Raw genomic sequence first — 22,878 nt, 5'->3', positions numbered from 1 at the left:
CCGTCCCTGCGTCTGATTCGCTGCCCTTTTCAGGGGCACTAGATAGATATGGACATTATCGATATTCCTGCACCGACAGTTCAGCAACATAACGCTCAGCTTCCTCGCGAGGTGGAGATAGTCCGCGAGGTGGACAGAATTCTTCGCCTGCGACTATTTCCAAGCGAGCGGGTCTGGGTCGATGTGCGATTCGACTACGGCATGGCCGAGCATTCTTCGTCCAAGGTCACGCTCATGCAGATCAATGGCGAGGTTCATGGAATTGCTGAAATACGATTCCAGGGGCTATTCGTGTGGCAGGACTTCTCGACGTTCTTTCATGAGGTGGTTCCTCATGAGCTGGCGCATGTGCTGATGGAGGTTCGCTGCGCTGAGCGCGGGGTCAATCTCGACAAGGCGCACGGCGATGAATGGGTTGAGCTTGTCTTGGATATAAACCCCGACGCAGAGCCTGCCGCAAAGGTTAAAGGCAGCTTCGACGAGAGGCCAGTCAAGTTGCAGAAGGGTGGAATTGCTTGTGAGTGCGACTGTGACGATCATGCAGCATTTGTGGTTGTCCCTAATACACCGGCTACCGCAATGAAGCTAAAGGCTGAGGACTTGTGCTGTTCAGAGTGTCACTCTGCATACCGGCGTGTCCAGAAACAGCAATGGCCAGCCGTGATCGTATCTGCGCTTAGTTTTTATGAAGCCGTCATGGAGTTAAAGACCCATAACGCGCCGCTATCAAGGTAATTTGAATGTCTTCTTTTTTGCCGTTTGATGAAAAGATTCTAATTGGCTACTGCTCTCAGGGTGAGGCAATCGATTGGAGCTTCCCGCTATTAAACAATTTTAACGGGGTTTATCTAGGTACAAGCGGATCAGGTAAGACCTGGACACTGCGGAATATGATTGCTCGCGTTTATCGGCGTGGAACTACTTTTCATATTGTCGATGTTAAGGGCGACTTCCAAGCTCAGAACTTTATCTCTCAAGGGCTTGGGCATTTAGTGTCGGAAAGCGATTTCAACGTCATTAACTTTTCTTACTTCGATGGCGGTTCGTCTTTAAACCCACTTCAAGTTCCCCGCAGCCAAGATGGTGGCGGAGTAACGATGACAATCGAGGCGGTTAAAGAGCTTGCCATAAAATTCAACCCGAAGCTTGGCTCTACTCAGCTAGGCTATTTGGGAGAAGTCCTGAAATCCGTATACACGGACTTCGGCATAGATCACGAAGATGAAACCTCCTGGGGGAAGAAGGCTCCTACATTCGTCGATGTTTATGACAAGCTGACCCTTGTTTATCAGTGCATTGTCAGCGGCCTCGATTCTGGCTCTGTCGGCACCATCATGAATGAAATTGGCCGTGCAAAGCGCAAGATGCTTTCCTCAATTCGCAAGGCGGAGGACGAGGAACAGGACGCCGATTCGATTTCACTCTTGTGCCAAGAAGAAGCTGACGTTGCTTGCAATGTGATTGCAGGAATCATCAAATCCCAGCTCACCTATGATGAGCTAAGTCGTAACGGAGTTGGTGAGGAATGGCAGCACTGGAATAAGACCTCTGTTTATTCATTGAGAGATACGATTGGCCAGATGGTTGATAGCCGGTTGTTCACTGGTGAGGCCTCCAAGGTTCGCGAGGGGATGATTAACGTCTACAACATGACAAACATTTCTTCGGCGCATCAGCAGATCATGATGGACATTATCGCGAGGCGTATTTTTGCGATGGCTGTTCTAAAGACCAAGCTAACTGGCAACGTTGACCCAAAGAGCGCTGGCCACATCCTGGTTTGTGACGAAGGCAAGCACGCAAAGGCTATCTCCAAACAGCCGCTAAGCCCGGTAAACCGGATTGCAACCGAGGGTCGCGGTTTCGGACTTGGGGTCTGGATGGGTGTGCAGCAGCCTGACCAAGTGACCCAAGATCAGCTGCGGAACTTCGCGTTTTACTTTCTGCTTAAAACGCCTGAGTCCAGCTCTAAGGAAATGCAGCGGATGTTCAGCCTCAAGCCGAATCAGCTGAAACAGTTAGAGTTTCGCGAGAACTGCCTTTATAGCGCGGGGCAAAAGTACGTCTGCGTCCGACAATTCAAAGAGGACTGATTTATGCGTCAAGTCTCCATGGCTGTTCTGTTCGCAATTGCCGTAGCCGGGTGCTCTGCGCACACGGGGGGGGAAATGCCGAAGCAGAGCAAGTCCCAGCGCGAGGCGCAGATTGAGCTTGCGGCCCAGGCTGTAAAAGCCGGGAACTTCGAGCACGCGGAGCGCTTGCTTGGCAGTTACATGTACCGCACCCCAGATGGTGAGCTGCTATTCAAGTCGCTGGGGGTGAGTTCGGATGTGGAGAAGAAGGCCGTAGATACCGTTGCCCTCTTGCTCTGGGATACGGGAAGGGATGGCACGCTTGAGGTTTTTTCGAAGCGTTATCTTCGAGGGTATGAGCGTGATTCCATGCTTTGTCGTCTGGCAGAGCGTGATGGCGTATATGAGCAGGCCTACAACTGCTGGAACGATTTAGGCGATGTTGATCGGGCGCGGCGCGTAACACGCACTGAGAGCGCCCTGCGGGTTCTCAAGGATTGATAAAGGAGGCTATGCCTCCTTTTCTTTATCCGGTTCTTCTTCGTCTACGTCATTGTCGCCCTGCACTGTGTTGTCAGTCGTTGCGCTCGTAATCCGCACGCGGTATGCGGCGGCGCCCCACTTCTCTTGCAGCCCAGGCCGTAGCTTCTCTAACTCCTGCTTCTGGATCATGAGCACAGCCCTAAATCGCGTGCTTCCGATGCGGCAATCATAAAGCCCGTACTCTGACTCGAAGCTCTTGTAGCTGGTCATTAGCAGGCCTAACTGGTTCAGCCTTTGGCTGATCAGGCGCGAGGCCGGGTGAGTAAACGTGCGTGTTTCGTGGTCGAGTTGAAGTTTTCGATTCAACTCGACAGGCAGATGCTTGCCAAGAAGCTCAAGCACTGTGGACATAGGCGTGATCACATACTCCAATGCCGGAGTAGTCCACCCACCAGCATGGCCGGCTTTGTTCAGGTATCCGTTAATGTTCAGCTCGCAGATGGTGTCGAGCAGTGCTTTTTCTATGGATTCCATCTGCTCATCGGTGAGGCTTTCAACTGCTGCTGCCTTTTCTTCTTTAATTGCGTATCCGTCACACATCCTCAGTGCCTGGATCAGCGTTTCGGTTCTGTTGCTGGCGCCGATTGGTAGGTTTTCAGGGTCGTGGTAATAGCGGAGGGCAAGCACCAAGATATTTCGGTCTTCCTCTGGAAGCTCTCGGAATTCTGGCTGTGTTGAGACGATATAGGCCGCGTACTTGTTGTGGTGGGTCGCGTTTACGTTCTTGCCCCAAGTGTCGCCGTTCTTCTTGTAAGCCAGAAGCTTGTCCAAGTCGTGAGCAAGGCCTGCGATTTGAGCTAAGGGCTCAACCTTTCCGCGCTCTGCAAAGTACGCCTGTACCTTTTTTGCCACGGACAGCGAGTGCTCGAACAGGTCGGTGTCTGCGTGGTGGCCGCCGATGCTTGCGGGCACATCAGGGTGCGCCTTTAACATGGCATAAATGCAAATGTAGAGGCGCTTGTGTGGGGTCAGCTCGACACCTTCGCGAGTGCCAACCGTGGCTTTGTCGATACGGTAGAAATTCTGCTCGTAGGGTGACTTGTCGATCTTGCCGCCAGCCCATTCGCCTTTGGATTTGCCTGGGTATTTGGGAAGGATCACCATCAAATCTGAACCTTTGATTTCAGCGCTGTTGACGCCGTGAACCTGTTTGGCCTTGGTGGCGACAGGCTCATTGCTCTGCTCTGGTTTTCGAGCGAAGTGCTGAAACCCAAAGTAGGTTCCGAGGAACGCAACTCCGAAGTACAGCCCACCCTGGAGCATGATCAGCAGCAGGGCTGCGACGGTGCCCGTGAATCCTCCCGCTGAAACAATCTGCTTGGCCCAGGCGGGCTTGAACTGATACCAGTTGCCTGCGAGAGCCGCCGCCTGCACGTCGAGGTGCTGATTCGTCTGGATCAGGTAGTACGCGTACACCATCAGGGCCACCAGGGCACATACGGCAGTGGCAAAAATCCCAGTGTTTTTCTTGACCGTTGGTTTGCTCGCCATTGGGGCCTCCCGAAAATTCAGAAGCCCATGGTGGTGAAAAATTTTTCTTGATTCCACTCAACTACCTGCCGTTTTGGGGGCTCCTTGAATGCACTAGGAGAAATACACCCCTGAAAACCGTTCGAGGTAGTCGTGAAGAAAACTCTAGTCGGCCTAGCCGTTGCCCTCTCTGTAGCCAACGCACACGCATACAGCGATGCAGCGATGGCCAGCGCCGAAGGGCTTTCTGTTTTTGACCGCGTGTACGAAGCAGGTAAGGCGCAAAGCGTCACCGGCAGTGTTGAGTACCACAAGACACAGCCGGCCCCAGCTGCCGTGATCGATCTGTCACTCGATGCCCCAGTGATTTCCGTCGAGGAAACCGAAACCGAGCGTCGCTATCGCGAGGTTCTTTCTGATCTTGAGCTGAATAAGGCCAAGCTCGAAGCGGCAAGGGTCGATGCAGAGCGGGTTGTGGAAAACGCCCAGGCCGAGGTGATTGCCAAGGCAAACGAGCGCGTTGGCATTCTCGAACAACAGCGAGCCTCCATTCAGGGGCAGCTGGATCAGATCAAAGAGCAAGAGCGCCGCATCAATCAGGCGCTGGAGCTGAACGAATCTGCTATGGCGGAGGCTTCCCAGCTCAAGGCCGAGGGCGCCAATCACGTTGCGATGATTAAGCAAGAGAGCCAGCAGATTCTGATGATGGCTGAGAGCAGCGCAGTCGCTATCGAGTCGGCGGCAAAGAAGCGAGTCCAGCTAGAGCGCATCGATCCGACTGTGGTCCTCAATGAGCCGGTCAAGGCCGAGTATCAGTCCGCAACGATGGAAGAAATTGCACGCGGCCTCATGCCGGCAGGCTGGCGTGTGCAGGTGGAGTTCAGTAATCGCCCGGAGCTGGCTGATCGCCGCTATCAGTTCATTTCAACTGACCCTCGCGACCTCGCGCTGCGCAAGCTGACCACATCGGTGCGCGACTCCCGTATTCGCTTTGCCTACTTCTGGGACCTGACCGATGCCAACGGCAACCCTGCACCAATGCTCCTGATCACCGACCGCGACAAGTAAGGGACACTCACAATGATGCAAGTTAAATCGAGACTGGCCCTGGCCTTGTCATTTGCGGCAGCGCTGGCCGGGTGCGCCAGCCAATTTGATATGGATGCTGAAACCCAATATGGGGATTTGACGCCGGATCGTGAAGTGGCAATGCAAGCTGCTCGCGGTACGACTTTCGTGCGTGAGATTCGCACCGAAGACATGGCGATGCAGCGCCCAATCTTCCTCACCTCGCAGAGCATGTCCCTGCGCTCGGTACTCCAGGAAACCCTGCCGGGATACTCGATCATTCCGCGTGGCTCGGTAAGCCTTAACGACCCCATCGATGTTGCCTCTCAGGGCATGAACCTCAATGACTTTATCGAGTACATCGAAGGCACGCGTGACCTGAATATCGAGCTGGAGGGCAAGCGCGTCTATGTCTCCGACTTCGAAACGAAGCAGTGGAACCTTTCGGCATTTGCTACGACGCGTAACATCGACAGCATCGTTACTTCGAAGCAGTCTCGCGGCGCCCAGGCGGGCGACGACAGCTCCCAGGCTGAAAACGACATTACTGGATCGACTATCGGCATAAACCTGTCCGAAGACGAGTGGCAAACCATCATGGATGGCGCACGCCGGATCATCGGTGCCCCGCAGCCGGATCAAGCTGGCCCTAGCGCCCCTACTGGCGGCGCAGACAGCACAGCGGTTGGTGCTAGCGGAATGCCTTCCGGTGCCACCCAGATGCCTGATGGCAGCACGATGGTCGGCCTGAACTTCGGCCCTTCGGTTGAGCAGATCGCTCAGCCGCTCAACGATGGCCGGCAGGCTTTCATTGAGGGTATTCGTTCGGTCGGTGTTGTTACGGCAGGCGGTAAGCCCTCTCAGATGCGAATTCTGGATCGCTATCTCAAGAAGGCAGTTTCTGACGCCACCAAGATCGTGAACGTGCAGGTAAAGGCATACGATGTTGTCCTGAAAGATGGAAAGCAAAAGGGTATCAACTGGGACGCAATCAGCCTTGGCAGTATCTCGGGCAACCTGTTTAACGTAGGCCTCGCCAACCAGTCTCAAATCTTGTCTGGCGGCGGTTTCTGGAACCTCACCGGCACTTTCACCGGGGACCGTGGAAACGCGAGAGCATTCCTCAGCTTCCTCGAAACGTTCGGGCGGGTAGAACTCCAAGATCAGCCTAACCTAACCGTGCGCAACGGTGTTCCGGCACAGATTTATGCGGGCGAGGAACTGACCTATATCTCGGACGTTGAACAGAGCCAGGACGAAAGCGGCAACATCACAGTAACGCCGAAGCTGGCGCGCTTGAAGGTTGGTGTAACCCTCGCGGTCACGGTTCGCGTACTTGAAGACGAGCGTCTTCTTGTGGATGTGACGCCGGTAATTGCAAACCTCAATTCCTTCGACACCATCCAAATTGGCGATTTCAGCTTCGAGACTCCGCGCATTGCGCTGAAAGAGTTCTCCACTCAACTGATCTGTAATTCTGGTGAGTCGGTTCACCTTGGCGGTCTGATCACCGAGAAGCTGGATAAGGCGCTGGAGCAGCTGCCGTGGCAGAACAAAGTCACCAAGGCGCTCGTTAATCCGCTGTTCCAGAACCTCAACAACCAGCTTGAGCGTCGCGAGCTGGTGCTGGTTGTTACTCCGACAGTTGTTGAGGGCACTCGCTGATGGCCAAGTTCAGCCTCGGTAAGCCGATAACAATCGGTGGCGAGGAAGTCGTTGTTGTCCGCGACGTTCTAGGCTCTCTGCAAGCTGACAAGGCCACGGAAACGTTTGCGATTGTGGAGCCCCGAGGTGTAGACGGGCGCCCTGCAATCTACGTTTCCGAGAATGATCTTTCTCGCCTCCGTGATGACTATCCGGGGGTAAAGGTCTACGGCCTTTGGCAGATTTTGTTCTACAACGATGCGGTTCGCCTCGGTGCTCCGCTGGTAACGTTCCAGCTCACCGATTCAGGTGGCCTGTACCTGCTGATTGACGCAACGACTGACATGGATTCGCCGGAAAGCATCCTGTCGTCCGGCGAATACCTGAATGGCTACATCCCCGACAACTTTGATGTAGACGTTAGCACCGCGAACGTCATCAACGTTGACCTCCAGGACCTCAAGCTTCCACCTCAGCCGGCTTATACCCGCCTGGAGCAAAGCGGCAAGTTGAAGGCGGAGAACAAGCGGCGCTGGTTCGTAGTGGGCAGTCTTTGCGGGCTCATTCTGGTGGTAGCTGCTGCTGCCAACTATGGCTTGCAGACCATCTACAAGAGCCACATGGCCGACTACAACACAAAGCGAACTCTCATTGATGAGCTGGAGGGTCGTGTCAAGTCGCTGGCTTCTGAGCGCCTGATCACTCGCCCAGATGACTCAGCGATGCTGTCGCAGCTGTTCAAGTTTTTTGAGCTTTACCCCATGTCGATTACACCGCCGCTCACTGACGACATGAAGATTGGCTTCGCAGGTTCGCATGTTCTGGTTACGCCCAGAAATGCCCCCGTCGATCCCGCGTCTGTGATCCCAGGTGTCGTGTCCGAACTTCAACCAGACCTCTCCTATCGGGTCACTATCAGTGAGCCGGAAGGGGATGAAGGCATTGATTCACTGGGGGTTACGTCCGAATGAAGAAGTCGTCTGTATCGGTACTCAACGGCATGAGCAGCGGCATGATCGCGGCCATCCTGGGCACTCTGGTCCTCTGCGTTTTTGTCACTCTCAAACTGGAAGCCACTCGGGAATTGCCGAGCGATTTCGCACGTCTGGATAAGGACATTCAGGAGGCACAGGCCCATATTTCCGACTACGTGGCTGCGCCTGTTCTTCCGCCTCTGGAGGAATCCTGGCGTGAGGTATCGGCAGCGCTGGAGTTAAGCGGCCTCGAATTGAAGCCGGATGACGGAAGCATGGCGAACGGCTCTGTCAGCTCTTACGTGGGGCCGTTGCGGTACTGGGGTGGCATGGTCGATGGGGATGCAAGAACCATCTTGGCTGTTGTCAAAAAAATTCAGGAAACCGAGCCCGTTTACCTACTCGACTACAGCATGGGTGACGGTGAGTTCAAAATGTACTTGGCAGTCGTGGGTATCTGAGCATGAAAAAAGTAAGCGTATTCGCACTCGCTGTGGCAGCAACCATTTCGAGCGGCGCCTTTGCTGAGGGGGCGGAGGATAGCTTGCTATCCCGCAACCGTACCCTGCAAGAAATGGAGTACAACCGGGACCGGCTGAAAATTCAGGCTGAAATGGCCAAGTCTTTTAAAGACATGAGTGACGCCGGTTTCATCGTGGACCCGCAGGGCGTCCCGAAGGGTATCGGTGACATGGAGCGCTTGGCCCTTGAGGTTCGCCGCCGAGGTGGTGCCCCGAGCGCTCAAGGCTACAACCCATCTGACCCCTTCAACGGTGCCGACCCAGTAATCCCTGTTCCAGCTGGCCAGGGTTTGTTCGGTGAGTCTGCCTTCACGGCTCCGTTGCCTGAGCCTGTTCGCCCCGAAGCCGCAAAGCCTGCTGAGCCCGAGCAGGAGAAGGTTGAGGTGGTTGAAAAGCCTTCCGAGCGCGAGAAGGCCGAAGGCAAAAAGATTCTTCGTCTTGTCGAGCTTCGTGGGAGCACCGCTGTGTTCTTCACCAATGAGGGCTTCCAGGAGGTGCAGGTCGGCCAGAGCATTTACGACCAGAAACTCACCAAGCTGGGCGTGGACAGCGCGACCCTCAAAGGCAAAGACGGTTCTCGCGTAGTTCGTATCGACTGGACGAAATCCGTCCGTTATGCGGACGACTGATCATGAGCTATCACACGGATAAAATCCGCCATGCCCAGAGCAAGGTCTACGAGCACCTTGTAAGGGGTGGCAAGGTCACACCTCAGATCGCTGAGAGTCAGCCTGTTTCCGAATCCATGGCGGCGATCATCACTGACGCTGTTCGAGTGGCCAAGGATGACAACGCAGTTGCTGAGGCTGCCGCAGTTGCGTTGAGCATGTTCTACCTTTCGGTAACAGAAGAAGGTCTGCCGATTCACTGCGCCGGACCGCAGGATAGTTGGCTCGCCTATAGCGACTATCTCTGCGTCACGAACCCGTTTGATTCCCAGATGGTCAGCAGTGCAACTGCGTGGGCTCGCCGGGAAGATATTCCGGTCAACAGCATTGGCGTGGTTTCCAACAGCTACCTCTCTCAGGTCAGGGCTGTTTACGGTCAAGACGACACAGCCCGGATCGAAGCAGTAGATGACAAGCTAGCCCTCCAGCAAGTCGAGGACCTGATTCGTTTGGCTGCCCGCATGGACGCGAGTGACGTTCATTTTGTGCCAAACCAGTCAGACAAGGTTGATCTGCTGTTTCGCATCGACGGCATCTTGCGGGCACAGCGCAAAGTCGAGCTGCCTCTGTACGAAACGATGGTGCGTGCCGTCCTCGAACAGCGTTGCCAAGTCCCTTTGCACACCCTGGATCAGCAGGATGGAAAGTTCGAGCTGCAACTCGATAGCAACAAGTCGATCAACCTTCGTGTCTCTACTTTGCCAGTAAGCCGCCGTTCGGAAACCTCTCCGAAAATGGTAATGCGCTTGCTGGGCAACAACACAACGCTCGCCAATCTTGGTCGGCTTGGTATGTCCAAGGCTAACTTCGAAAAGCTGGTGCGTTTTGGAAACTACCCGAACGGTATGCTGGTCATGACCGGCCCTACAGGTAGCGGTAAAACTACTGCGCTTTACGCGCAGCTGATCAACATGCAGAACACCAATCCCAACCGAAACTTCCATACGGTTGAGGACCCGGTAGAAATGCAGCAGCCCGGTATGAGCCATACCGAGGTCACTGACATTCTTACGTTCGCCAAAGCTCTGCGTGCCCTTTTGCGCCAAGACCCTGACGTGATTCTTGTAGGTGAAATGCGTGACGAGGAAACCGCTGAGCTTGGCTACAAAGCAGCGATGACCGGCCACCTCGTTCTTACCACTCTCCACACGAATAACGCGCACGAATCCATCGGGCGCCTGGAGCGTATGGGGATCGGCATTGACCTCATCGTGACCAATACCACGGCGTTCCTCGCGCAGCGTCTGGTGCGATGCCTATGCCCTGCGTGCAAGGTCGAGTACCGGCTTCAAGAGGATCATGCGCGCTTGAAGCAGTACGGCCAGAATCCGGCATTTTCCGCGCTTAAAGGCGAGGCAAAGGTCTTCAAGGCAAAGGTCGGCGGCTGCGAGCAGTGCGGCTTCTCTGGAGAGAAGGGGCGCCACAGCATCATAGAAATTCTTGAGCTGACTGCTGATGTTCAGGTGGCTCTGTTGAATGGGGCAAACCCGGCAATCCTGCGTCGCAAGCAAATCGCCGAGGGCACATTCCAAGACCTTTGGGATGACGGACTTCGGCTTATTGCAGAGGGGGTTATCGGCTTCGAACAGCTTGAAGCTCAGCTCAAGCCATACGAAGTGGATCGAGTTGAGGTGAATGCACCTTTGGGTTCAGGGCAATCTACTCCTGTTCCAGTTCGAGCATCTGATCATCGTCAAGGCACGTCCGCTCAACCGAACCTTTCCTCGCTTTAAAGATTGACCACCCAGGAGAAATACCAATGCAACAAGAAGCAGTCGAACAGGCAGTACAGATGGCTAACGCAAACCCCAAGATCAAAGCCAAGAAGGCTCAGGGCGGCTTCACCCTGGTTGAACTGGTAGTTGTACTCGCAATTCTGGCGCTGATCATCGGCGTTATGTCCTCTGGCCTGTTCCAGTCCAAGGAAGATGCCAAGGTTCAGGCTGCGAAAACGCAGTTGCTGAAAGACTTCCCGAGCGCAATCACTCGTCTCGTCACCATGTCGAACAAGTGCAACAACACCACCATTACCTTCGACAAGATGGTGGAACGTGGCGCACCGGAAGAAACCGTTTTTGGCGGTGCTTGGACTGTGAGCACTGCTGGCGGCAACACGGCAACTGTGACCTACCCGCTTGACCTTCAAGACACTGGTCTGGCAACCAGCCTCAAGGATTCCCTGGCAACCGCCCCGAACGTTAAGTCGGTCACTGGCACCACTGCTCAGGTGGTTGTCGCTTACCGCTGCAACTAAGTCGGGTGACTGGAAATGGCGTACTTCGTTATCAAGCACATTGGCCCGGATGGAAGTTTCCAGGCCAAGCCCATTGAAGCACTGACAAGGGAGGAAGCCATTTCCAGGTCCGGCTTGCAAAGCCGGAATATTCAGAGCGTTGAGGTAGACCACCTTGGCGCTATCAAGGCGGCGCTTACCGAAAAGCGCCTGCCTCTAACGGAACAGGTTCTGTCGCTAGTAACAATCGCGTCGAAGCTGGAGTCTGGCAAAACGCCAGGGCGTGCAATCAGTGAGGCGGTAGACCTAAAGAAGCTAGGTCTGACCCAATCTGACCTGAGCGCTTGTGAACGGCCATCTGACTACCTCAAGGCGATGCGCTTCGACGACACGGCCATACTCCTGGCTGACGCGGGCGAAAAGTCCGGCAACCTATCCGACTCGCTGAAACGAGCGGCTACAGTGCTGCGGGATCGCATGAAGACCCAAAAGGAATTTGCAAAGCCAATGAAGACGGCTGCGCTGAACTTTGTGGTCGGTATCAGCGCCGGCATTGGCTTTCCTATTTTTGGCGGGAGCATGCTGCGTGAGTTCATCTACAAGCAGAAGTTTCCGATCACTCCGACTTCTCTGAGTCACCTGCTCATGTGGCTCGAAAATTTTTACATGACCTATTGGCCCGTCATGGTTGCCATCCTGGTTGCTGCATTCATTTTCAGAACCAAGGTTTGGGATTCGTGCCGCAGATGGCCTGTTTTCAGGCTTTTTGATGACCGGCTTCGATGCAAGCGCGGCCTAGAGTTCGTGCAGACATATCAGCTGCTAACCGCATCCGGGTTTACCACGCCCCAGGTTCTTCGGTTCATGCTTGAGCGGTCTAAGGGCCGTCAACGAGCCTTGTATGAGGATGCCTTGGAGCGGAACAAGGAAGGGCGCGAGCTTGGCTTGGTCTTTGAGAGTGATGAGTGGCCGCAAATCATTCAACAGAACCTCAAAGGATTCGAGCAGCAGCAAGTTGATGGCCGGTCCCGAATTCTCTCCAACCTTTCAGAAGCTCTGACTGAAATGTTCATTCAGTATTCCGAGAAGATTGCAGGCGCAATGTCCCGAGGTGCGATGGCTGTATTGATCAGCTCCATCCTCCTTTTCGCTCTGGGGTTCTATGTCCCGATGATGACCATGCGGATGAGCATGTGATGAGAGCGAAGCAGGCCGGCTTTACTGCAATCGAAATGGTGGTGGTCTTGGCGATCATCGCCATCATTTTGGCTTTCATGCTGCCAGTCATAGCTGAGCCAATTGATCACGCAAAAATTAAGGGGGCTGTTTCCCAAGCGAAGGAAATCGTCACGGCCTGCAACGTTGCTCGCGTGTCGCCGACCTCTACCACTCGAAACAGCACTACCTTAGTTGTTTCGAGCACATACGGGCCGACCTATACGAGCTGGACCAACGTTTCAGTGCTCAAGGGAATGCTTTCATCCAACTACGTCATTCCAGACGAAAACCCTTTCGGGAATCCCTACTACTTCAAGATGACCGACAGGTCCTGCACCGTGGCTGTTGAGCTGGACTGGGAGGTTGATGGTTGGGAGGGCTACGACCTGGAGTCTGTAGGTGCTCGATCAAGGATCATCGTTGCAACGCCAGCAAGAAGCACCGCAGGTCCGGCCTGGGTGCAGCATCAGAAAAGACTTTTGACTGGCGAGTCCATTCGATAAAGGTACGGTGAGGTTCACATGAAGAATTCAAAGGCAGGGAAGCAGTCGGGCTTTACGCTGATCGAGCTGGTGGTCGTTATGGCGGTAATGGCACTGATTGCCGCCCTCATGACGCCCAACATGATGGAGGAATTGAACCTTCGCCGTGCAAACCTGACGGCGGAAGACACCTCTGCGATTCTGGATGCAGCCAGAAGCTATCGTGTGGCCACAGCTACGTGGCCGGGCGGTGCTGCATGTGCCACCGCTATCAACGTTCTTAAAACGGGTGGCTATCTGGGTGCAATGAGCACCGACAATCGCTACAACAATCCGATTACTACCAGTTGCAACTCAAGGACCTTTTCCGTTTCTCAGTCAGCTGTTGAAGACTGGGATGGCTATTTGGTCAACAGCATCGCAGGGACTGAAATCACAGCCCCGGCAACGTTCCAGATCACATCGACCGTTGGCATACCAGGTAGCGAGCCCGCACTGAGCAGCAAGCTTTCTCGCGTTGCCACAGGCAACCTCGAAGACAACCGCATGCGCACCACGCTTTACATGGGCGGGCAGGACGTAAACGAGGCGGGCGACATTAACTTTTCTCAGGCAAACCCTAGGCTTACTGCGCAGTCAGGGAGCTTGACGTTAAGCGCTCAGAACGGGCAGATCGTTATCCCAGCTGGTCAGACCCTGACAGTTGATGACGTGGTGGTCCGTTCCAGGGGTAATCGCTTGTTGTCCGCTAGTCTGCCCAACTTCGTTCACATCGGAACTTACATTGTTCGGGATGGCTGGCTTGTTCAAATGCCGACTTGCGCAGCAGGGGGCGTACCCAAAGGAGCACTTCGCCCTGGGGCAATGCGTGGCGGTTACTCCGGTTCATATGATCCAGCCTTCGTTGGTCGTTATGGTTTCAATTATCGACTGACGCCAGCCGGTGGTTACTGGAGCGTGACGGCTGTAGCCGAAGGGTATGCCGCTGACTATGCGAACCTTGACTCACTTGTAGACGTTTTCTGCTACTACCCAACCTGAGATTTCGTAATGCCCTATTCGGTGGTCATAGCTAAGCCAACCAAGGAGTGCAATGCTGACTGCACTTACTGCTCTGCGCCACCGGACGGTGCGGCTCGATGGTCCCTGGATAGCTTCAAAACCATCCTTGATCGCCTCCAGGGGAACCTGACGCCAAAGGTCGATTGGATTTGGCACGGCGGTGAGCCGATGCTGATGGGGCCGGAATTTTTCCGCGCATGCGCGGATTACGCAGAGTCCCAAGGCGTGAATCTGAACTTCGCCATCCAGACCAACCTGTTGGGTTACAACTCTGGTCGCTGGAAGTCTGTCTTCGAAGAAGTATTCGAGGGGCGTATTTCGACCAGCTTTGACCCCTACAAGAAATACAGGACGGTCAAGGGCCAAGCCGGAACATACGACCGAATGTTCTGGCGAGCTATGGATGATGTGATTGCCGATGGTTTCCGCCCCCTAGTAATTGGTGTTTACGATGAGGGCGCGGCTGACAGAGCGCTGCTGATGTTTGATCGAGCCAAGGCCTACGGAAACTTCGGCTTTGATATTCGGTTCAACTATGCCTACCCCGCAGGCAGGGTTCGTGATGCCGGGATGTTGATCCAGCCCGACACTTATGGGCACATGCTCATTGATCTGTACAACCGCTGGATCAGCGAAGTCCCGAGTTTCAATATCACGCCGCTGGATCAGATGCTCAGCAAGGTAGCTGGCTTTCGGGCCTTGCTTTGCCCGTGGACGAAATCCTGTGGTGGAAAGTTCCTGACAATTGACCCTGACGGTACAGTGTTTAACTGCTCAGAGTTCAGTGACCTCGGCGACCCTGCTCACCGATTCGGGAACATCCTCACCGGGGCGGTTCAGGTCGCTGCCCAGCCCGTTCAGGTTCAGTATTACTCTGGCGCTGATGTGGTCCCCGCTCTGGCTGCGTCGCCGGCTTCTCGCGAGATAATTCTGCGCAGTCGCAACGTTCCCCCTGACTGCAAAACCTGTCGTCACTTCCAGGAATGCCAGGGCGGCTGCGCCCGTGATGCTGTTTTATTCGAGCGCGGCATGGGAGGGAAATTTGCTTATTGCCAGTCATGGAAGATGGTTTTCGACAGGCTCAAGGAATCCGTTCAGACCGGCGAGGCTGACAGGGTTCTTTATCGGCTTGGAATAGACCCTGTTGCGGCTCGATACAGGCTCGAAGCTGGGCTTGGTGCCGCCTGATGCTGACCGTCTACCTCAAGCCTACGAATTATTGCAATGTCGGCTGCGACTTCTGCTACCTGCCGGAGGACGTGCGAGCTAACAAGTCAAAAATGTCGCCAGATACGATGGATGCGACATTGGAGCTTATTCATGACCTCGCCTTGCGCGAAGGACATGATCGCATTGCGGTTCTATACCACGGTGGCGAACCGCTTAGCATGAGTGCCGAATCGCTCATCTGGTACTCAGACAGAGTGCGTGAAGGGCTCTCTAGGTTCGAGATTCAAGAGACGGTTCAGACAAGCCTTATCCCTCTCCGAGAAAGCCACATTCCGTTTATCACGGAGCGCTGTGGCTCTTTCGTTGGCTCGTCGCTGGACTTCACTGGAAGGACCATCAACGGCTCGAATGAGCGTTACGTTGACCTTTGGTTGCGGAAGGTGGATTTAGCCAGGAAGCATGGAATTGCTGTCGGGCCAATCATGGTTCCGACAATCAATGAGACTTCAAATCCAGCGAAGGTTTACGACTGGTTCAAGGCTCACGGTTTCGATTACTTCAACATCGAGCGCTACAACGCATATGGTGCCGCCGCCGACCGCCCTGATAACCGTCAGCACAGCGACTTTCTAAAGGCGCTCTTTGACTTGGCAATGGGCGATATAGCAGCGGGCCGGCCTTTTGTGGCCAACAATGCCGTAGCTGCCTCCATAGGGGGCGTGCTTCATGGTCAGCCCGGCGAAAGATGGGGAGGCAAGTGTCAGCGCGACTTCTTGGTGGTCAACCCTGACGGCTCCCTCAACACTTGCCCAGATCGTATTGAGTATGAACAGTCCGAGTGGCCAAAAGTCCAGGATGGCATCGATGCCTTCCAGTCCAGTCCAGTGCGCAAGAACTGGATAAAGGTGCAGATGATTGACCATGTGGCAAACCACTGCCGAACGTGCTCATTCAGAAGCTTCTGCAAGTCAGGCTGCCCGATAACTGAACATCAGGTCCATACCGGAAGCGGTGAGTGCGCGGGCTATCGTTCTCACCTGAGCCACGTCCAGTCCTATGTGAGCACTCCACTTGGGCGGCAGCATGCTTCGGCCTACCTAGCGGGCGCCGGCCATATCGCCTTTGATCCTTACACCTATGGAATGGAGCGCATCCGTTGATCGAGGGTGGCAAAGAATTCGACCAGATGGTCTACGTGCGCCTTATCGAGGCGTGCAACCTTCACTGTGAGCATTGCTTCATTCCGAACAACCCAAAGCGCATGCAGTGGTCGGACATTGAGGCGATTCCGCAGCGCGTTCGGCAGTTTGCAACACCAGGACAGGTTTTGCTTTTCCAGTTCCATGGTGGTGAGCCGACACTGGTCGGGGTTGAGTTTCTGCGCCGTGTCTGCGTGTACCTGACCAGTGAACTGTCGGAGTTCTCGGTACGTTTCAGCATCCAGACCAACCTCATCACTTTCGACCTCATATGGGCGGAGTTGTACCGGGAATTTTTCGGCAATCAGGTCGGCATTTCTTGGGACCCCGGTATTCGGCTGATGCGAAAAGGCCGACCAGAATCCAATGCAGACTTCGAGCTGGTGTTCTGGAAGCACGTAGTTGAGTTGCAACAGCTCGGCATTTCCCCTTACATGGTCATTACAACGACAAAGCCCCTGCTTGAGAGATTCAAGAACCCACGCGATTTGATCGATTTCCTACTTGATAAGGGCATTCGACTGGTGCATTTCGAACGCTTAACCAAGACGGGTTATGCCATCAAGAATTGGGATTGGCTTGGTGTTTCGAATCGCGAGTACAGCACCTGGATAGGCCGCTTTGCTGTAGCCTACATGCGCTTTGTTCGAGAGGTGCGGGCTGGCTTGCAGCCTCTAAATATCTCACCCCTGGATGGGCTAATCGACAGTGTTCAGAGGCTGCGCGGTGGCAAGGCGGGGGGGTATGGTTGTCTGTCTGGGAAGTGCGACACGCGATTCCATACATTTGACCAGACCGGGTATTACTCAGCGTGTACCGCGCTCACTTCCGAGGTTAGTAATCGGAATGCGGTAGGTGTTGCGGTTGTCGAAGCGCATGGTTTGACCGAGGCCCGTCAGGATAGGCAAAAGTCCTGTTTTGACTGCCAGTTCAAACCGATCTGTTCAAGTGGGTGCATGGCTACACCGAAGACAGACGAGTCGGGGGAGTGTGCTGGCGGTTATCAGGCTTTCAAGTTACTTAATGCCTGCTTGGCTGCTGCACAGAACCCTAGCCTTATTGCTGTCGCAGGCTGAATTGATGACCTCGGGGTCACATTGAAACAGGAGAAGGGGTATGAAGGGCAAAACCGTAAACCGAGTTCTCGTCGGTTTGGCAGTGAGTGCGGCTGTGTTCGCTCAGCACTCTCAAGCATCGACGAGGATTACTCTCGACAAGACCGTTGCAGAACTTGCGTCTGATTCAGAAATTAAGCGCTACCGTGCAATGCTCGAATTGAACCCGATCAAGCCGGTGGTTGATCAGTACCAGGACGCGCTCAAAGGCTTGGTGGTCAGTAACGAGTATGTTGGCATCGACAACCTGCTACTGGCTGCTACTGCGACCGCGAAAGATCGCGACTCAACCGATGTTGGCGCATGGGGATATTGCCACACGGCCTGTCATGGTGCGTGTCATGGCGCGTGCCATGGCTCCCGTGGCTGGAGGTAATCAGCCATGACAGCGAGTATCGGTGGCGCCCCGATGGAAATCGCAGGCGGCGATCAGCAAGAAGGTATCCAGGGGCAGCCACAGCCTAAACAGGCTTTCGTCGTCGGCAAAACTGCCTCTGAACTGGATGCTGTTTTTCAGAGTCAGTCCGAGGCAATCAAGGCTGACCCAGCATTGAAGTTTGAGCGAACTGTTCACTACGCCCTTGTTGATTGCGACACCGAGTTGCAGCGCATTCCCTTGGATGCGCTTTCGCTGGGCCTGAGCGTTCGTGTGAGTGAAGATGATCCAGGCGTGCTCGATGAAAATTTCATTTTCAGTTTGCTGCTCGCAACTGGAACGCTCAGTCGCTGCACCATTGACGTTGGCCCTGACTGCACCGTCGATCCTGCACTCGTCTTGGCTGAGGCCGAGGCTCAAGGACTCAACGTTCGCCTGATGCTGCCGCAATCCCCTAGCAGCATCGAAGCGGTTTCTGGTTACGTCGAACGCCTTGAGCGCTATTCCGCGCTTTGGCTGAGCATGGGTAGCGGCAATTTCAGTCTCACGCCTCTTGATGGCTACCTGGAATACAAATTCTCCGTCGCCCTTGGCCACACCCCACAGGAAATCACCACTAATCGCGAAATGAAGCTCCTGTTCACCGACGAGGTGCCCATGGAGGTCATGGATTACATCAAGGCTCGACTCGACGTGGTGATTGAGCGCGAGCTTGGTGGCGATGAATTCTTTGTGGCGGAGGCTCAAAAGCTTGGTGGGGCACTACGGCTCAAGGAGGCGGAGCTGCGTGACGCCCGAAAGAGAATGCTTGAGGAAGAACTGGATTCACGCACGCCGGTTCCCAACCTCATTCGAGCCACCAGCAAGATGACCGGCCTTTCTATTTCAGATGCCGCTGGCTTCATCTACGAGTTGAAGAACAGTGTCCACACAGTTCTCGACAAGTACCTTCCCAAAGGCCCAGACGAAGACCTTGAGGCATTCACACCGAGCAATGCGCAGATTGCTTTCGCTCAAAACCTCGCTGACGCATTGAGAGCTGGTTTTGGCGGTGAGGAAGGCCTCGTTGGGGCTTGGGATCAGCTGAGTTCTAAGTCGCAGCTCAAGCAGATCGTTGACCTCGACCGTGGCGTTGCAGAGCCATCGGCTTCTGCGCAGCACGCTGCGGTCGCTATCGGCGTTGAGGGCAAGGTCGCAGCTATGGCCGCAGCTGAATTCGTCGGCCTCATTGGTGCCATCTTGAAGGCTGGTGGAGCCATAGCCGAAATAGGCCTTGAGCGGCCTAAGCCGGTTGCCGAGCCAACAGCTGTTACCCCTTCGAGCAACATCATCGCAATCGGCTGAAAGGCTAGCGCCCAGGCGACTGGGCGCTATGGGGTGGAATGGATACGAAAGAGGCTGTCGGCTTTATCAACGTTACGCGCCAGTGCAACGTCGATTGCAAACGTTGCTACCTGACCGAGACGCACAGGGCAGCTAAAGAGCGGTTGCCACTTCGCACCCTAGAAAACTTCCTCGACTCGTTGTTCTGGCATGGCAGGCCAGTAACACTCATCTGGGAGGGTGGTGAGCCTACCGTTGTCGGCCAGGAGGCGATGAAGTCCTACTGCGTCGCTGCTCGTCGCGTACTGCCACATGCAGAACAGACGATGGTCACGAACTGCTTCAACGTACCCCACTGGCTAATCGATTTGGCGCTGGATGAGTTCGGCGGGGGTCTCGAAACCACCTACGCATTCGCTCACAAGTATTCGCTGTCCGGCGATGGGGCTCACTACCAGCGTAAGTTCTTTGAGGGCCTTGATAAGCTCTGGAATGCAGGGGTTGTGTGCCCCGTGAACGTCGAATTGAACATAGAGACGATCAAGGCTGGCCCAGCGGCATTAGCCGCGGTCATTCTCGCTTCCAAGTGTAGGGTTTGGGAGTTCGACGTTTCGGTGGATTTCCGGTCGTTTCTATCTGCGCCGGCCTATACCGCTGACAGCGTTCCGTTACTTCCACTCACGGCCACCTACAGGGAGCTGTGGGATTTCCTCCGGGCCTTGGATGCCGGTTGGGGGAGAGCATTCAGTGAAGCCGGCATATCTATCGGTGCGTTTCAACAAAAGATCGGCCAGTTGAACAACCAGTTCAACGTCGCCTGTGAGAGCCGGTTTTTGACTCTTAACCCGGATGGCACCGTCACCACGAACCCTCTCTACTCTGACCTCCAGGGCACGTTCCTTGGGAACGTCAACGAGGCTGGGCTGGAGCCTATCCTGCGATCCCATTTGAGGAAGTCACGGATCATGGCCGACCGCACGCGTATAGCACCATGCAGAAGCTGCCAGCATGCCTCTTACTGCAAAGGTGGGCCATCGCACGTCCCTGTCTCGGACGGCTCTGGTGAGTGCGCTGGCGGGCGCGGCATGTGGGATCAGATATTGGAGAGAAGCTGTGCATAAGGCCCGGACACTCAATCAGGCAAACGTCAGCATCACGGCAACCCGTTGGTGCAACCGGCGCTGCACTCACTGTTACATCGATCCCAAGGAACTGGCCAATCGGTCGTTCATGAGCCACGACACCTTCAAGGCCATTTTCCCGCGCATGCGCGAGCTGCTGGCGCTCGATCAAGGGCTTGAGGAAATCGAGTGGGAGTTAATTGGAGGCGAGATTACTAGCCTGCCCGTGGAGTATTGGCAGGAAAATCTGCCATACGCGCTGGATCAGTGCGCCGACTTCAACAAGGTGCTCAAGACGCCGGGCTCAATAAACGTCCTGTCTAACCTCATCTTCTCTGATGAGCGAAAGCGCCGTGACTACCTGGACCTTTTCGCCAAGTATGGCGAGCGCGACGAAATGTGCCTCTACACTTCCTGGGAGCCTGAGACGAATCGGTTTGGCAAGAACATGGCGCTGTTCGACCGCTGGAAAGAAACGGTCAAGGAAGCAAACGTCAGGCAGAAAATCCTCGACGTGATCCTCACGCGCACAGTCGTAGAGTTAGGACCCGAATACCTGCTGGAGACGTTCTTGCCGCTTGGCATCAAAGACTTTTCCATCAAGATGATCAGCCCGTTTGGCTCTGGGCGCACCTTCTGGCAGCCGAACATGGTTGAGTTCGAGCGGATGAGCGACTACCTCACTCGATTGTTCGAAATTATCCCGCAGGGGATCACCTTTACGCCGGCTGACGAAATGAGCAGCGCGGTATTTCGCGGGACCAGCTACCAGTGCATCGGAAATTTCCGGTATGACCTCGCCATTGAGCCCGATGGCCTCACTACGTTCAACGCAAACCAAACTACGAATGAGGCCTCTCTGGGAGCAGGGCTGATCTACCTCAACGATCCAGACTGGAGCTGGAAGGTCCTTGCGGACAACACTCAGGAGCTGGACAACAAGCTCTCCGCGTACCATGACTATTGTTTCCAGTGTGAGTTTCACTCGCACTGTGCCGGGGGCTGGTATCACTACCGTACAGCGGCACCAGAGGACGTGCGCGCATGGGATAGCGGAGATTGCCCTGGCTACAAAAAGCTATGGCGCCAGATCAAGTCCCGCTACGGGTCATTCAACCGATCGATCCATGTTCACCGTGATGCGTTATCTCGCTTGAGAGAAAATCCAGGCCGACTGGCAGCAGATTCAGTGCCGGTACTGGAGTCAGCCGGTGAGAACCTTAACTTTGCCCAGTGGCTCAAGAAGACTGCGGGCGGGGTCATTCAGCTCTCCAGCTCTGCTGGAGTGCAGAAACCTATGGTTCAGCGAATCTGGGCATATCAAGCAGTTGGCACCCTAAGCCTTCTGCCCGAGTCCGAGTTCTTGACGCTCAGCGCCAATGAGCAGCGAGTGGTCGTGGAGCATTTGGTCTATGACGACTTTTTCAGCCTGACCATTAGTAAGGACGTTGTGTGGGCGTGGTGCGACGGAAACCCAGCCGATCCGCTGGCCCAGTTGCTGGTTACAGGTGCAGGCAACGTTGAGTCAGGTAGTCTCGGAGAGAGCTTGATTGCCGCAGACCACAATGCAGAGTTGCTGCGCTGGGTTGTGCGTAATCGGCGCCATTGCGACAGCTATGACGATCTTGAGTCTGCCGCACCGGAGGTGAGGTCTAGCGTTCTTCGCCTGAGAACCGAGGATAGGATTTCCCGCAGCAGAATGGCCCGCGCCCCTGCTTGAGAGCAGGGGCAGCTGCCATTCGAACTACATAGGTGTTGTGGCGGGGCAGGAGAACCAGGATCGTGCCAGTTCGCGGAATGTGCTTTCCATAACTGACGCCTGCTCGATTCCGGCTTGGACGTTTTTATGGTGCCCGCCTGCATTCCCGCTTACCCAGTAGCGGTTGGCATACTCCACCATCTGGTCTGCTGTGCCGCCGTCATTGCCGATTTTTAGACAGCGCATAGCTGCCCCCACATGATCGCCGGCCCCTGGAATACGCTGGTCGCCTAGCGCAGCACACCAGCCATGCTCAGTGGCTTTAGAGGCGGACGAGTAGTCATGGAAAACAGCCATGATCGCTGCGGCTAGCACCATAGGGTGGCCCGGATAGACCGGCCCGTCCCCGGTCACTTCTTGGATGAAAGTGTCACCTTGCACGGTATTCATTCAAGTGCCTCGCATTCAGCTTTGCTTATGCTGGTTGATCAAGTCGTTCAGCTTACGGATACCTGCCCGTGCTCCTGGGCGGATAACGTCATACAGCTCGCCCTTCATGCTGGCCTCGGGGCCTGCTGCGTCGAACTGCTTGCCTGATTCCCAGCGGGTAATGCAAGCCATCGCTTTGTCACATGTGGCCTGAGCGTTCCGTAATGCCCGCGATAGATTTTCGATGAGGTCTGCTGCTTCCTTCCGTTCACGGGTCATGTCCATCCTGCTCGGCCCTCCATTGTCGCTAGGGTCAAGGCGAAGCCGCGAAACCAGTTGTTCAATTTCTGTCATGTCGATACCACTTGCGGCCTTAGCCAATTCACCTGTGAGCGGGGTAGGGTGTTCGTTCAACGCTATCGCTTTGGAGCTAAGCATAACGCCTGCGCCAGAGAATCCCCTCGCCCCTCTGATATTGATGGCTGCTTGCC

23 protein-coding genes are annotated in these 22,878 nt (G+C 55.0%); 20 read left to right on the top strand and 3 right to left on the bottom strand.

The window, feature by feature from the left end; translation table 11 throughout:
* Window positions 1-48: 48 nt before the first annotated feature.
* From AC3IYG_RS23665 to AC3IYG_RS23655, 3 genes are all read left to right on the top strand, one after another.
* Entirely contained in the window at window positions 49-735 is a 687-nt protein-coding gene (locus AC3IYG_RS23665; protein WP_489314007.1) for a hypothetical protein, read from the top strand.
* A gap of 5 nt (window positions 736-740) precedes the next feature.
* The gene (locus tag AC3IYG_RS23660; RefSeq protein WP_489314008.1) at window positions 741-2,093 is read left to right on the top strand and encodes an ATP-binding protein; all 1,353 of its coding nucleotides are present in this window, start codon (window positions 741-743) and stop codon (window positions 2,091-2,093) included.
* Between the two features lie 75 nt (window positions 2,094-2,168).
* Entirely contained in the window at window positions 2,169-2,573 is a 405-nt protein-coding gene (locus AC3IYG_RS23655; RefSeq protein WP_489314009.1) for a hypothetical protein, read from the top strand.
* Between the two features lie 9 nt (window positions 2,574-2,582).
* Here AC3IYG_RS23655 and AC3IYG_RS23650 read toward each other — a convergent pair whose 3' ends face one another.
* Window positions 2,583-4,106: an HD domain-containing protein gene (locus AC3IYG_RS23650; RefSeq protein WP_489314010.1), complete on the bottom strand. Its 1,524-nt coding sequence runs from the start codon at window positions 4,104-4,106 to the stop codon at window positions 2,583-2,585.
* Between the two features lie 132 nt (window positions 4,107-4,238).
* Here AC3IYG_RS23650 and AC3IYG_RS23645 point away from each other — a divergent pair, with 132 nt between their 5' ends.
* From AC3IYG_RS23645 to AC3IYG_RS23565, 17 genes are read left to right on the top strand one after another with little or no spacing between them, the layout of a single operon-like run.
* On the top strand, window positions 4,239-5,153 hold the full coding sequence (locus AC3IYG_RS23645; RefSeq protein ID WP_489314011.1) for a hypothetical protein: 915 nt from the start codon (window positions 4,239-4,241) through the stop codon (window positions 5,151-5,153).
* A 12-nt stretch (window positions 5,154-5,165) separates the two neighbouring features.
* Window positions 5,166-6,818, top strand: coding sequence for a type II secretion system protein GspD (locus AC3IYG_RS23640; RefSeq protein ID WP_489314012.1), 1,653 nt, complete (start codon window positions 5,166-5,168; stop codon window positions 6,816-6,818).
* Window positions 6,818-7,768, top strand: a complete 951-nt coding sequence (locus tag AC3IYG_RS23635) for a hypothetical protein (protein ID WP_489314013.1) — start codon at window positions 6,818-6,820, stop codon at window positions 7,766-7,768. Before AC3IYG_RS23640 ends, AC3IYG_RS23635 begins: the two co-directional genes overlap by 1 nt.
* Window positions 7,765-8,232 carry a hypothetical protein gene (locus AC3IYG_RS23630; protein WP_489314014.1) on the top strand — a complete coding sequence of 156 codons (468 nt, stop codon included), beginning with the start codon at window positions 7,765-7,767 and terminating at the stop codon, window positions 8,230-8,232. Before AC3IYG_RS23635 ends, AC3IYG_RS23630 begins: the two co-directional genes overlap by 4 nt.
* A 2-nt stretch (window positions 8,233-8,234) precedes the next feature.
* Complete coding sequence (locus tag AC3IYG_RS23625; RefSeq protein ID WP_489314015.1) at window positions 8,235-8,921, top strand: hypothetical protein; 687 nt, start codon at window positions 8,235-8,237, stop codon at window positions 8,919-8,921.
* Window positions 8,922-8,923: 2 nt separating this feature from the next.
* A complete protein-coding gene (locus tag AC3IYG_RS23620; RefSeq protein ID WP_489314016.1) occupies window positions 8,924-10,693 on the top strand; it encodes a GspE/PulE family protein in 1,770 nt (589 codons plus the stop codon).
* A 26-nt stretch (window positions 10,694-10,719) separates the two neighbouring features.
* Window positions 10,720-11,214 carry a type II secretion system protein gene (locus AC3IYG_RS23615; protein ID WP_489314017.1) on the top strand — a complete coding sequence of 165 codons (495 nt, stop codon included), beginning with the start codon at window positions 10,720-10,722 and terminating at the stop codon, window positions 11,212-11,214.
* 15 nt (window positions 11,215-11,229) lie between these two features.
* Window positions 11,230-12,390 carry a type II secretion system F family protein gene (locus tag AC3IYG_RS23610; protein ID WP_489314018.1) on the top strand — a complete coding sequence of 387 codons (1,161 nt, stop codon included), beginning with the start codon at window positions 11,230-11,232 and terminating at the stop codon, window positions 12,388-12,390.
* A complete protein-coding gene (locus tag AC3IYG_RS23605) occupies window positions 12,390-12,914 on the top strand; it encodes a prepilin-type N-terminal cleavage/methylation domain-containing protein (RefSeq protein WP_489314019.1) in 525 nt (174 codons plus the stop codon). Before AC3IYG_RS23610 ends, AC3IYG_RS23605 begins: the two co-directional genes overlap by 1 nt.
* Before the next feature lie 18 nt (window positions 12,915-12,932).
* Window positions 12,933-13,934 (top strand): type II secretion system protein, encoded by a 1,002-nt coding sequence (locus tag AC3IYG_RS23600; protein WP_489314020.1) that lies wholly within the window; start codon window positions 12,933-12,935, stop codon window positions 13,932-13,934.
* Between the two features lie 9 nt (window positions 13,935-13,943).
* Window positions 13,944-15,143: a radical SAM protein gene (locus AC3IYG_RS23595; RefSeq protein WP_489314021.1), complete on the top strand. Its 1,200-nt coding sequence runs from the start codon at window positions 13,944-13,946 to the stop codon at window positions 15,141-15,143.
* Window positions 15,143-16,285, top strand: a complete 1,143-nt coding sequence (locus AC3IYG_RS23590) for a radical SAM protein (RefSeq protein WP_489314022.1) — start codon at window positions 15,143-15,145, stop codon at window positions 16,283-16,285. Before AC3IYG_RS23595 ends, AC3IYG_RS23590 begins: the two co-directional genes overlap by 1 nt.
* Window positions 16,282-17,400 (top strand): radical SAM protein, encoded by a 1,119-nt coding sequence (locus AC3IYG_RS23585; RefSeq protein ID WP_489332328.1) that lies wholly within the window; start codon window positions 16,282-16,284, stop codon window positions 17,398-17,400. Before AC3IYG_RS23590 ends, AC3IYG_RS23585 begins: the two co-directional genes overlap by 4 nt.
* Window positions 17,401-17,440: 40 nt before the next feature.
* Window positions 17,441-17,815, top strand: a complete 375-nt coding sequence (locus AC3IYG_RS23580; RefSeq protein ID WP_489314024.1) for a hypothetical protein — start codon at window positions 17,441-17,443, stop codon at window positions 17,813-17,815.
* Window positions 17,816-17,821: 6 nt separating this feature from the next.
* Window positions 17,822-19,159, top strand: a complete 1,338-nt coding sequence (locus AC3IYG_RS23575) for a hypothetical protein (protein ID WP_489314025.1) — start codon at window positions 17,822-17,824, stop codon at window positions 19,157-19,159.
* A gap of 38 nt (window positions 19,160-19,197) precedes the next feature.
* Complete coding sequence (locus AC3IYG_RS23570; protein ID WP_489314026.1) at window positions 19,198-20,259, top strand: radical SAM protein; 1,062 nt, start codon at window positions 19,198-19,200, stop codon at window positions 20,257-20,259.
* A complete protein-coding gene (locus AC3IYG_RS23565; RefSeq protein WP_489314027.1) occupies window positions 20,252-21,979 on the top strand; it encodes a radical SAM protein in 1,728 nt (575 codons plus the stop codon). The genes AC3IYG_RS23570 and AC3IYG_RS23565 overlap by 8 nt, the downstream gene beginning before the upstream one ends.
* A gap of 24 nt (window positions 21,980-22,003) precedes the next feature.
* Here AC3IYG_RS23565 and AC3IYG_RS23560 read toward each other — a convergent pair whose 3' ends face one another.
* Both AC3IYG_RS23560 and AC3IYG_RS23555 read right to left on the bottom strand, forming a co-directional pair.
* Entirely contained in the window at window positions 22,004-22,408 is a 405-nt protein-coding gene (locus AC3IYG_RS23560; RefSeq protein WP_489314028.1) for a hypothetical protein, read from the bottom strand.
* Window positions 22,409-22,423: 15 nt separating this feature from the next.
* Window positions 22,424-22,825: a hypothetical protein gene (locus AC3IYG_RS23555; RefSeq protein WP_489314029.1), complete on the bottom strand. Its 402-nt coding sequence runs from the start codon at window positions 22,823-22,825 to the stop codon at window positions 22,424-22,426.
* Between the last annotated feature and the right edge of the window lie 53 nt (window positions 22,826-22,878).

The sequence above is a fragment of the Pseudomonas sp. KH_027 genome (assembly GCF_057838565.1).
This window is presented reverse-complemented; position numbering and strand designations above follow the sequence as displayed.

What these genes read in the sequence shown, in the direction of transcription:
- AC3IYG_RS23630 (WP_489314014.1), top strand. Translation starts at nt 7,765, where the DNA reads ATGAAGAAGTCGTCTGTATCGGTACTCAACGGCATGAGCAGCGGCATG.
- AC3IYG_RS23555 (WP_489314029.1), bottom strand. Translation starts at nt 22,825, where the DNA reads ATGCTTAGCTCCAAAGCGATAGCGTTGAACGAACACCCTACCCCGCTC.
- AC3IYG_RS23665 (WP_489314007.1), top strand. Translation starts at nt 49, where the DNA reads ATGGACATTATCGATATTCCTGCACCGACAGTTCAGCAACATAACGCT.
- AC3IYG_RS23560 (WP_489314028.1), bottom strand. Translation starts at nt 22,408, where the DNA reads ATGAATACCGTGCAAGGTGACACTTTCATCCAAGAAGTGACCGGGGAC.
- AC3IYG_RS23590 (WP_489314022.1), top strand. Translation starts at nt 15,143, where the DNA reads ATGCTGACCGTCTACCTCAAGCCTACGAATTATTGCAATGTCGGCTGC.
- AC3IYG_RS23580 (WP_489314024.1), top strand. Translation starts at nt 17,441, where the DNA reads ATGAAGGGCAAAACCGTAAACCGAGTTCTCGTCGGTTTGGCAGTGAGT.
- AC3IYG_RS23600 (WP_489314020.1), top strand. Translation starts at nt 12,933, where the DNA reads ATGAAGAATTCAAAGGCAGGGAAGCAGTCGGGCTTTACGCTGATCGAG.
- AC3IYG_RS23655 (WP_489314009.1), top strand. Translation starts at nt 2,169, where the DNA reads ATGCCGAAGCAGAGCAAGTCCCAGCGCGAGGCGCAGATTGAGCTTGCG.
- AC3IYG_RS23650 (WP_489314010.1), bottom strand. Translation starts at nt 4,106, where the DNA reads ATGGCGAGCAAACCAACGGTCAAGAAAAACACTGGGATTTTTGCCACT.
- AC3IYG_RS23570 (WP_489314026.1), top strand. Translation starts at nt 19,198, where the DNA reads ATGGATACGAAAGAGGCTGTCGGCTTTATCAACGTTACGCGCCAGTGC.
- AC3IYG_RS23635 (WP_489314013.1), top strand. Translation starts at nt 6,818, where the DNA reads ATGGCCAAGTTCAGCCTCGGTAAGCCGATAACAATCGGTGGCGAGGAA.
- AC3IYG_RS23610 (WP_489314018.1), top strand. Translation starts at nt 11,230, where the DNA reads ATGGCGTACTTCGTTATCAAGCACATTGGCCCGGATGGAAGTTTCCAG.
- AC3IYG_RS23620 (WP_489314016.1), top strand. Translation starts at nt 8,924, where the DNA reads ATGAGCTATCACACGGATAAAATCCGCCATGCCCAGAGCAAGGTCTAC.
- AC3IYG_RS23615 (WP_489314017.1), top strand. Translation starts at nt 10,720, where the DNA reads ATGCAACAAGAAGCAGTCGAACAGGCAGTACAGATGGCTAACGCAAAC.
- AC3IYG_RS23640 (WP_489314012.1), top strand. Translation starts at nt 5,166, where the DNA reads ATGATGCAAGTTAAATCGAGACTGGCCCTGGCCTTGTCATTTGCGGCA.
- AC3IYG_RS23660 (WP_489314008.1), top strand. Translation starts at nt 741, where the DNA reads ATGTCTTCTTTTTTGCCGTTTGATGAAAAGATTCTAATTGGCTACTGC.
- AC3IYG_RS23595 (WP_489314021.1), top strand. Translation starts at nt 13,944, where the DNA reads ATGCCCTATTCGGTGGTCATAGCTAAGCCAACCAAGGAGTGCAATGCT.
- AC3IYG_RS23605 (WP_489314019.1), top strand. Translation starts at nt 12,390, where the DNA reads ATGAGAGCGAAGCAGGCCGGCTTTACTGCAATCGAAATGGTGGTGGTC.
- AC3IYG_RS23625 (WP_489314015.1), top strand. Translation starts at nt 8,235, where the DNA reads ATGAAAAAAGTAAGCGTATTCGCACTCGCTGTGGCAGCAACCATTTCG.
- AC3IYG_RS23575 (WP_489314025.1), top strand. Translation starts at nt 17,822, where the DNA reads ATGACAGCGAGTATCGGTGGCGCCCCGATGGAAATCGCAGGCGGCGAT.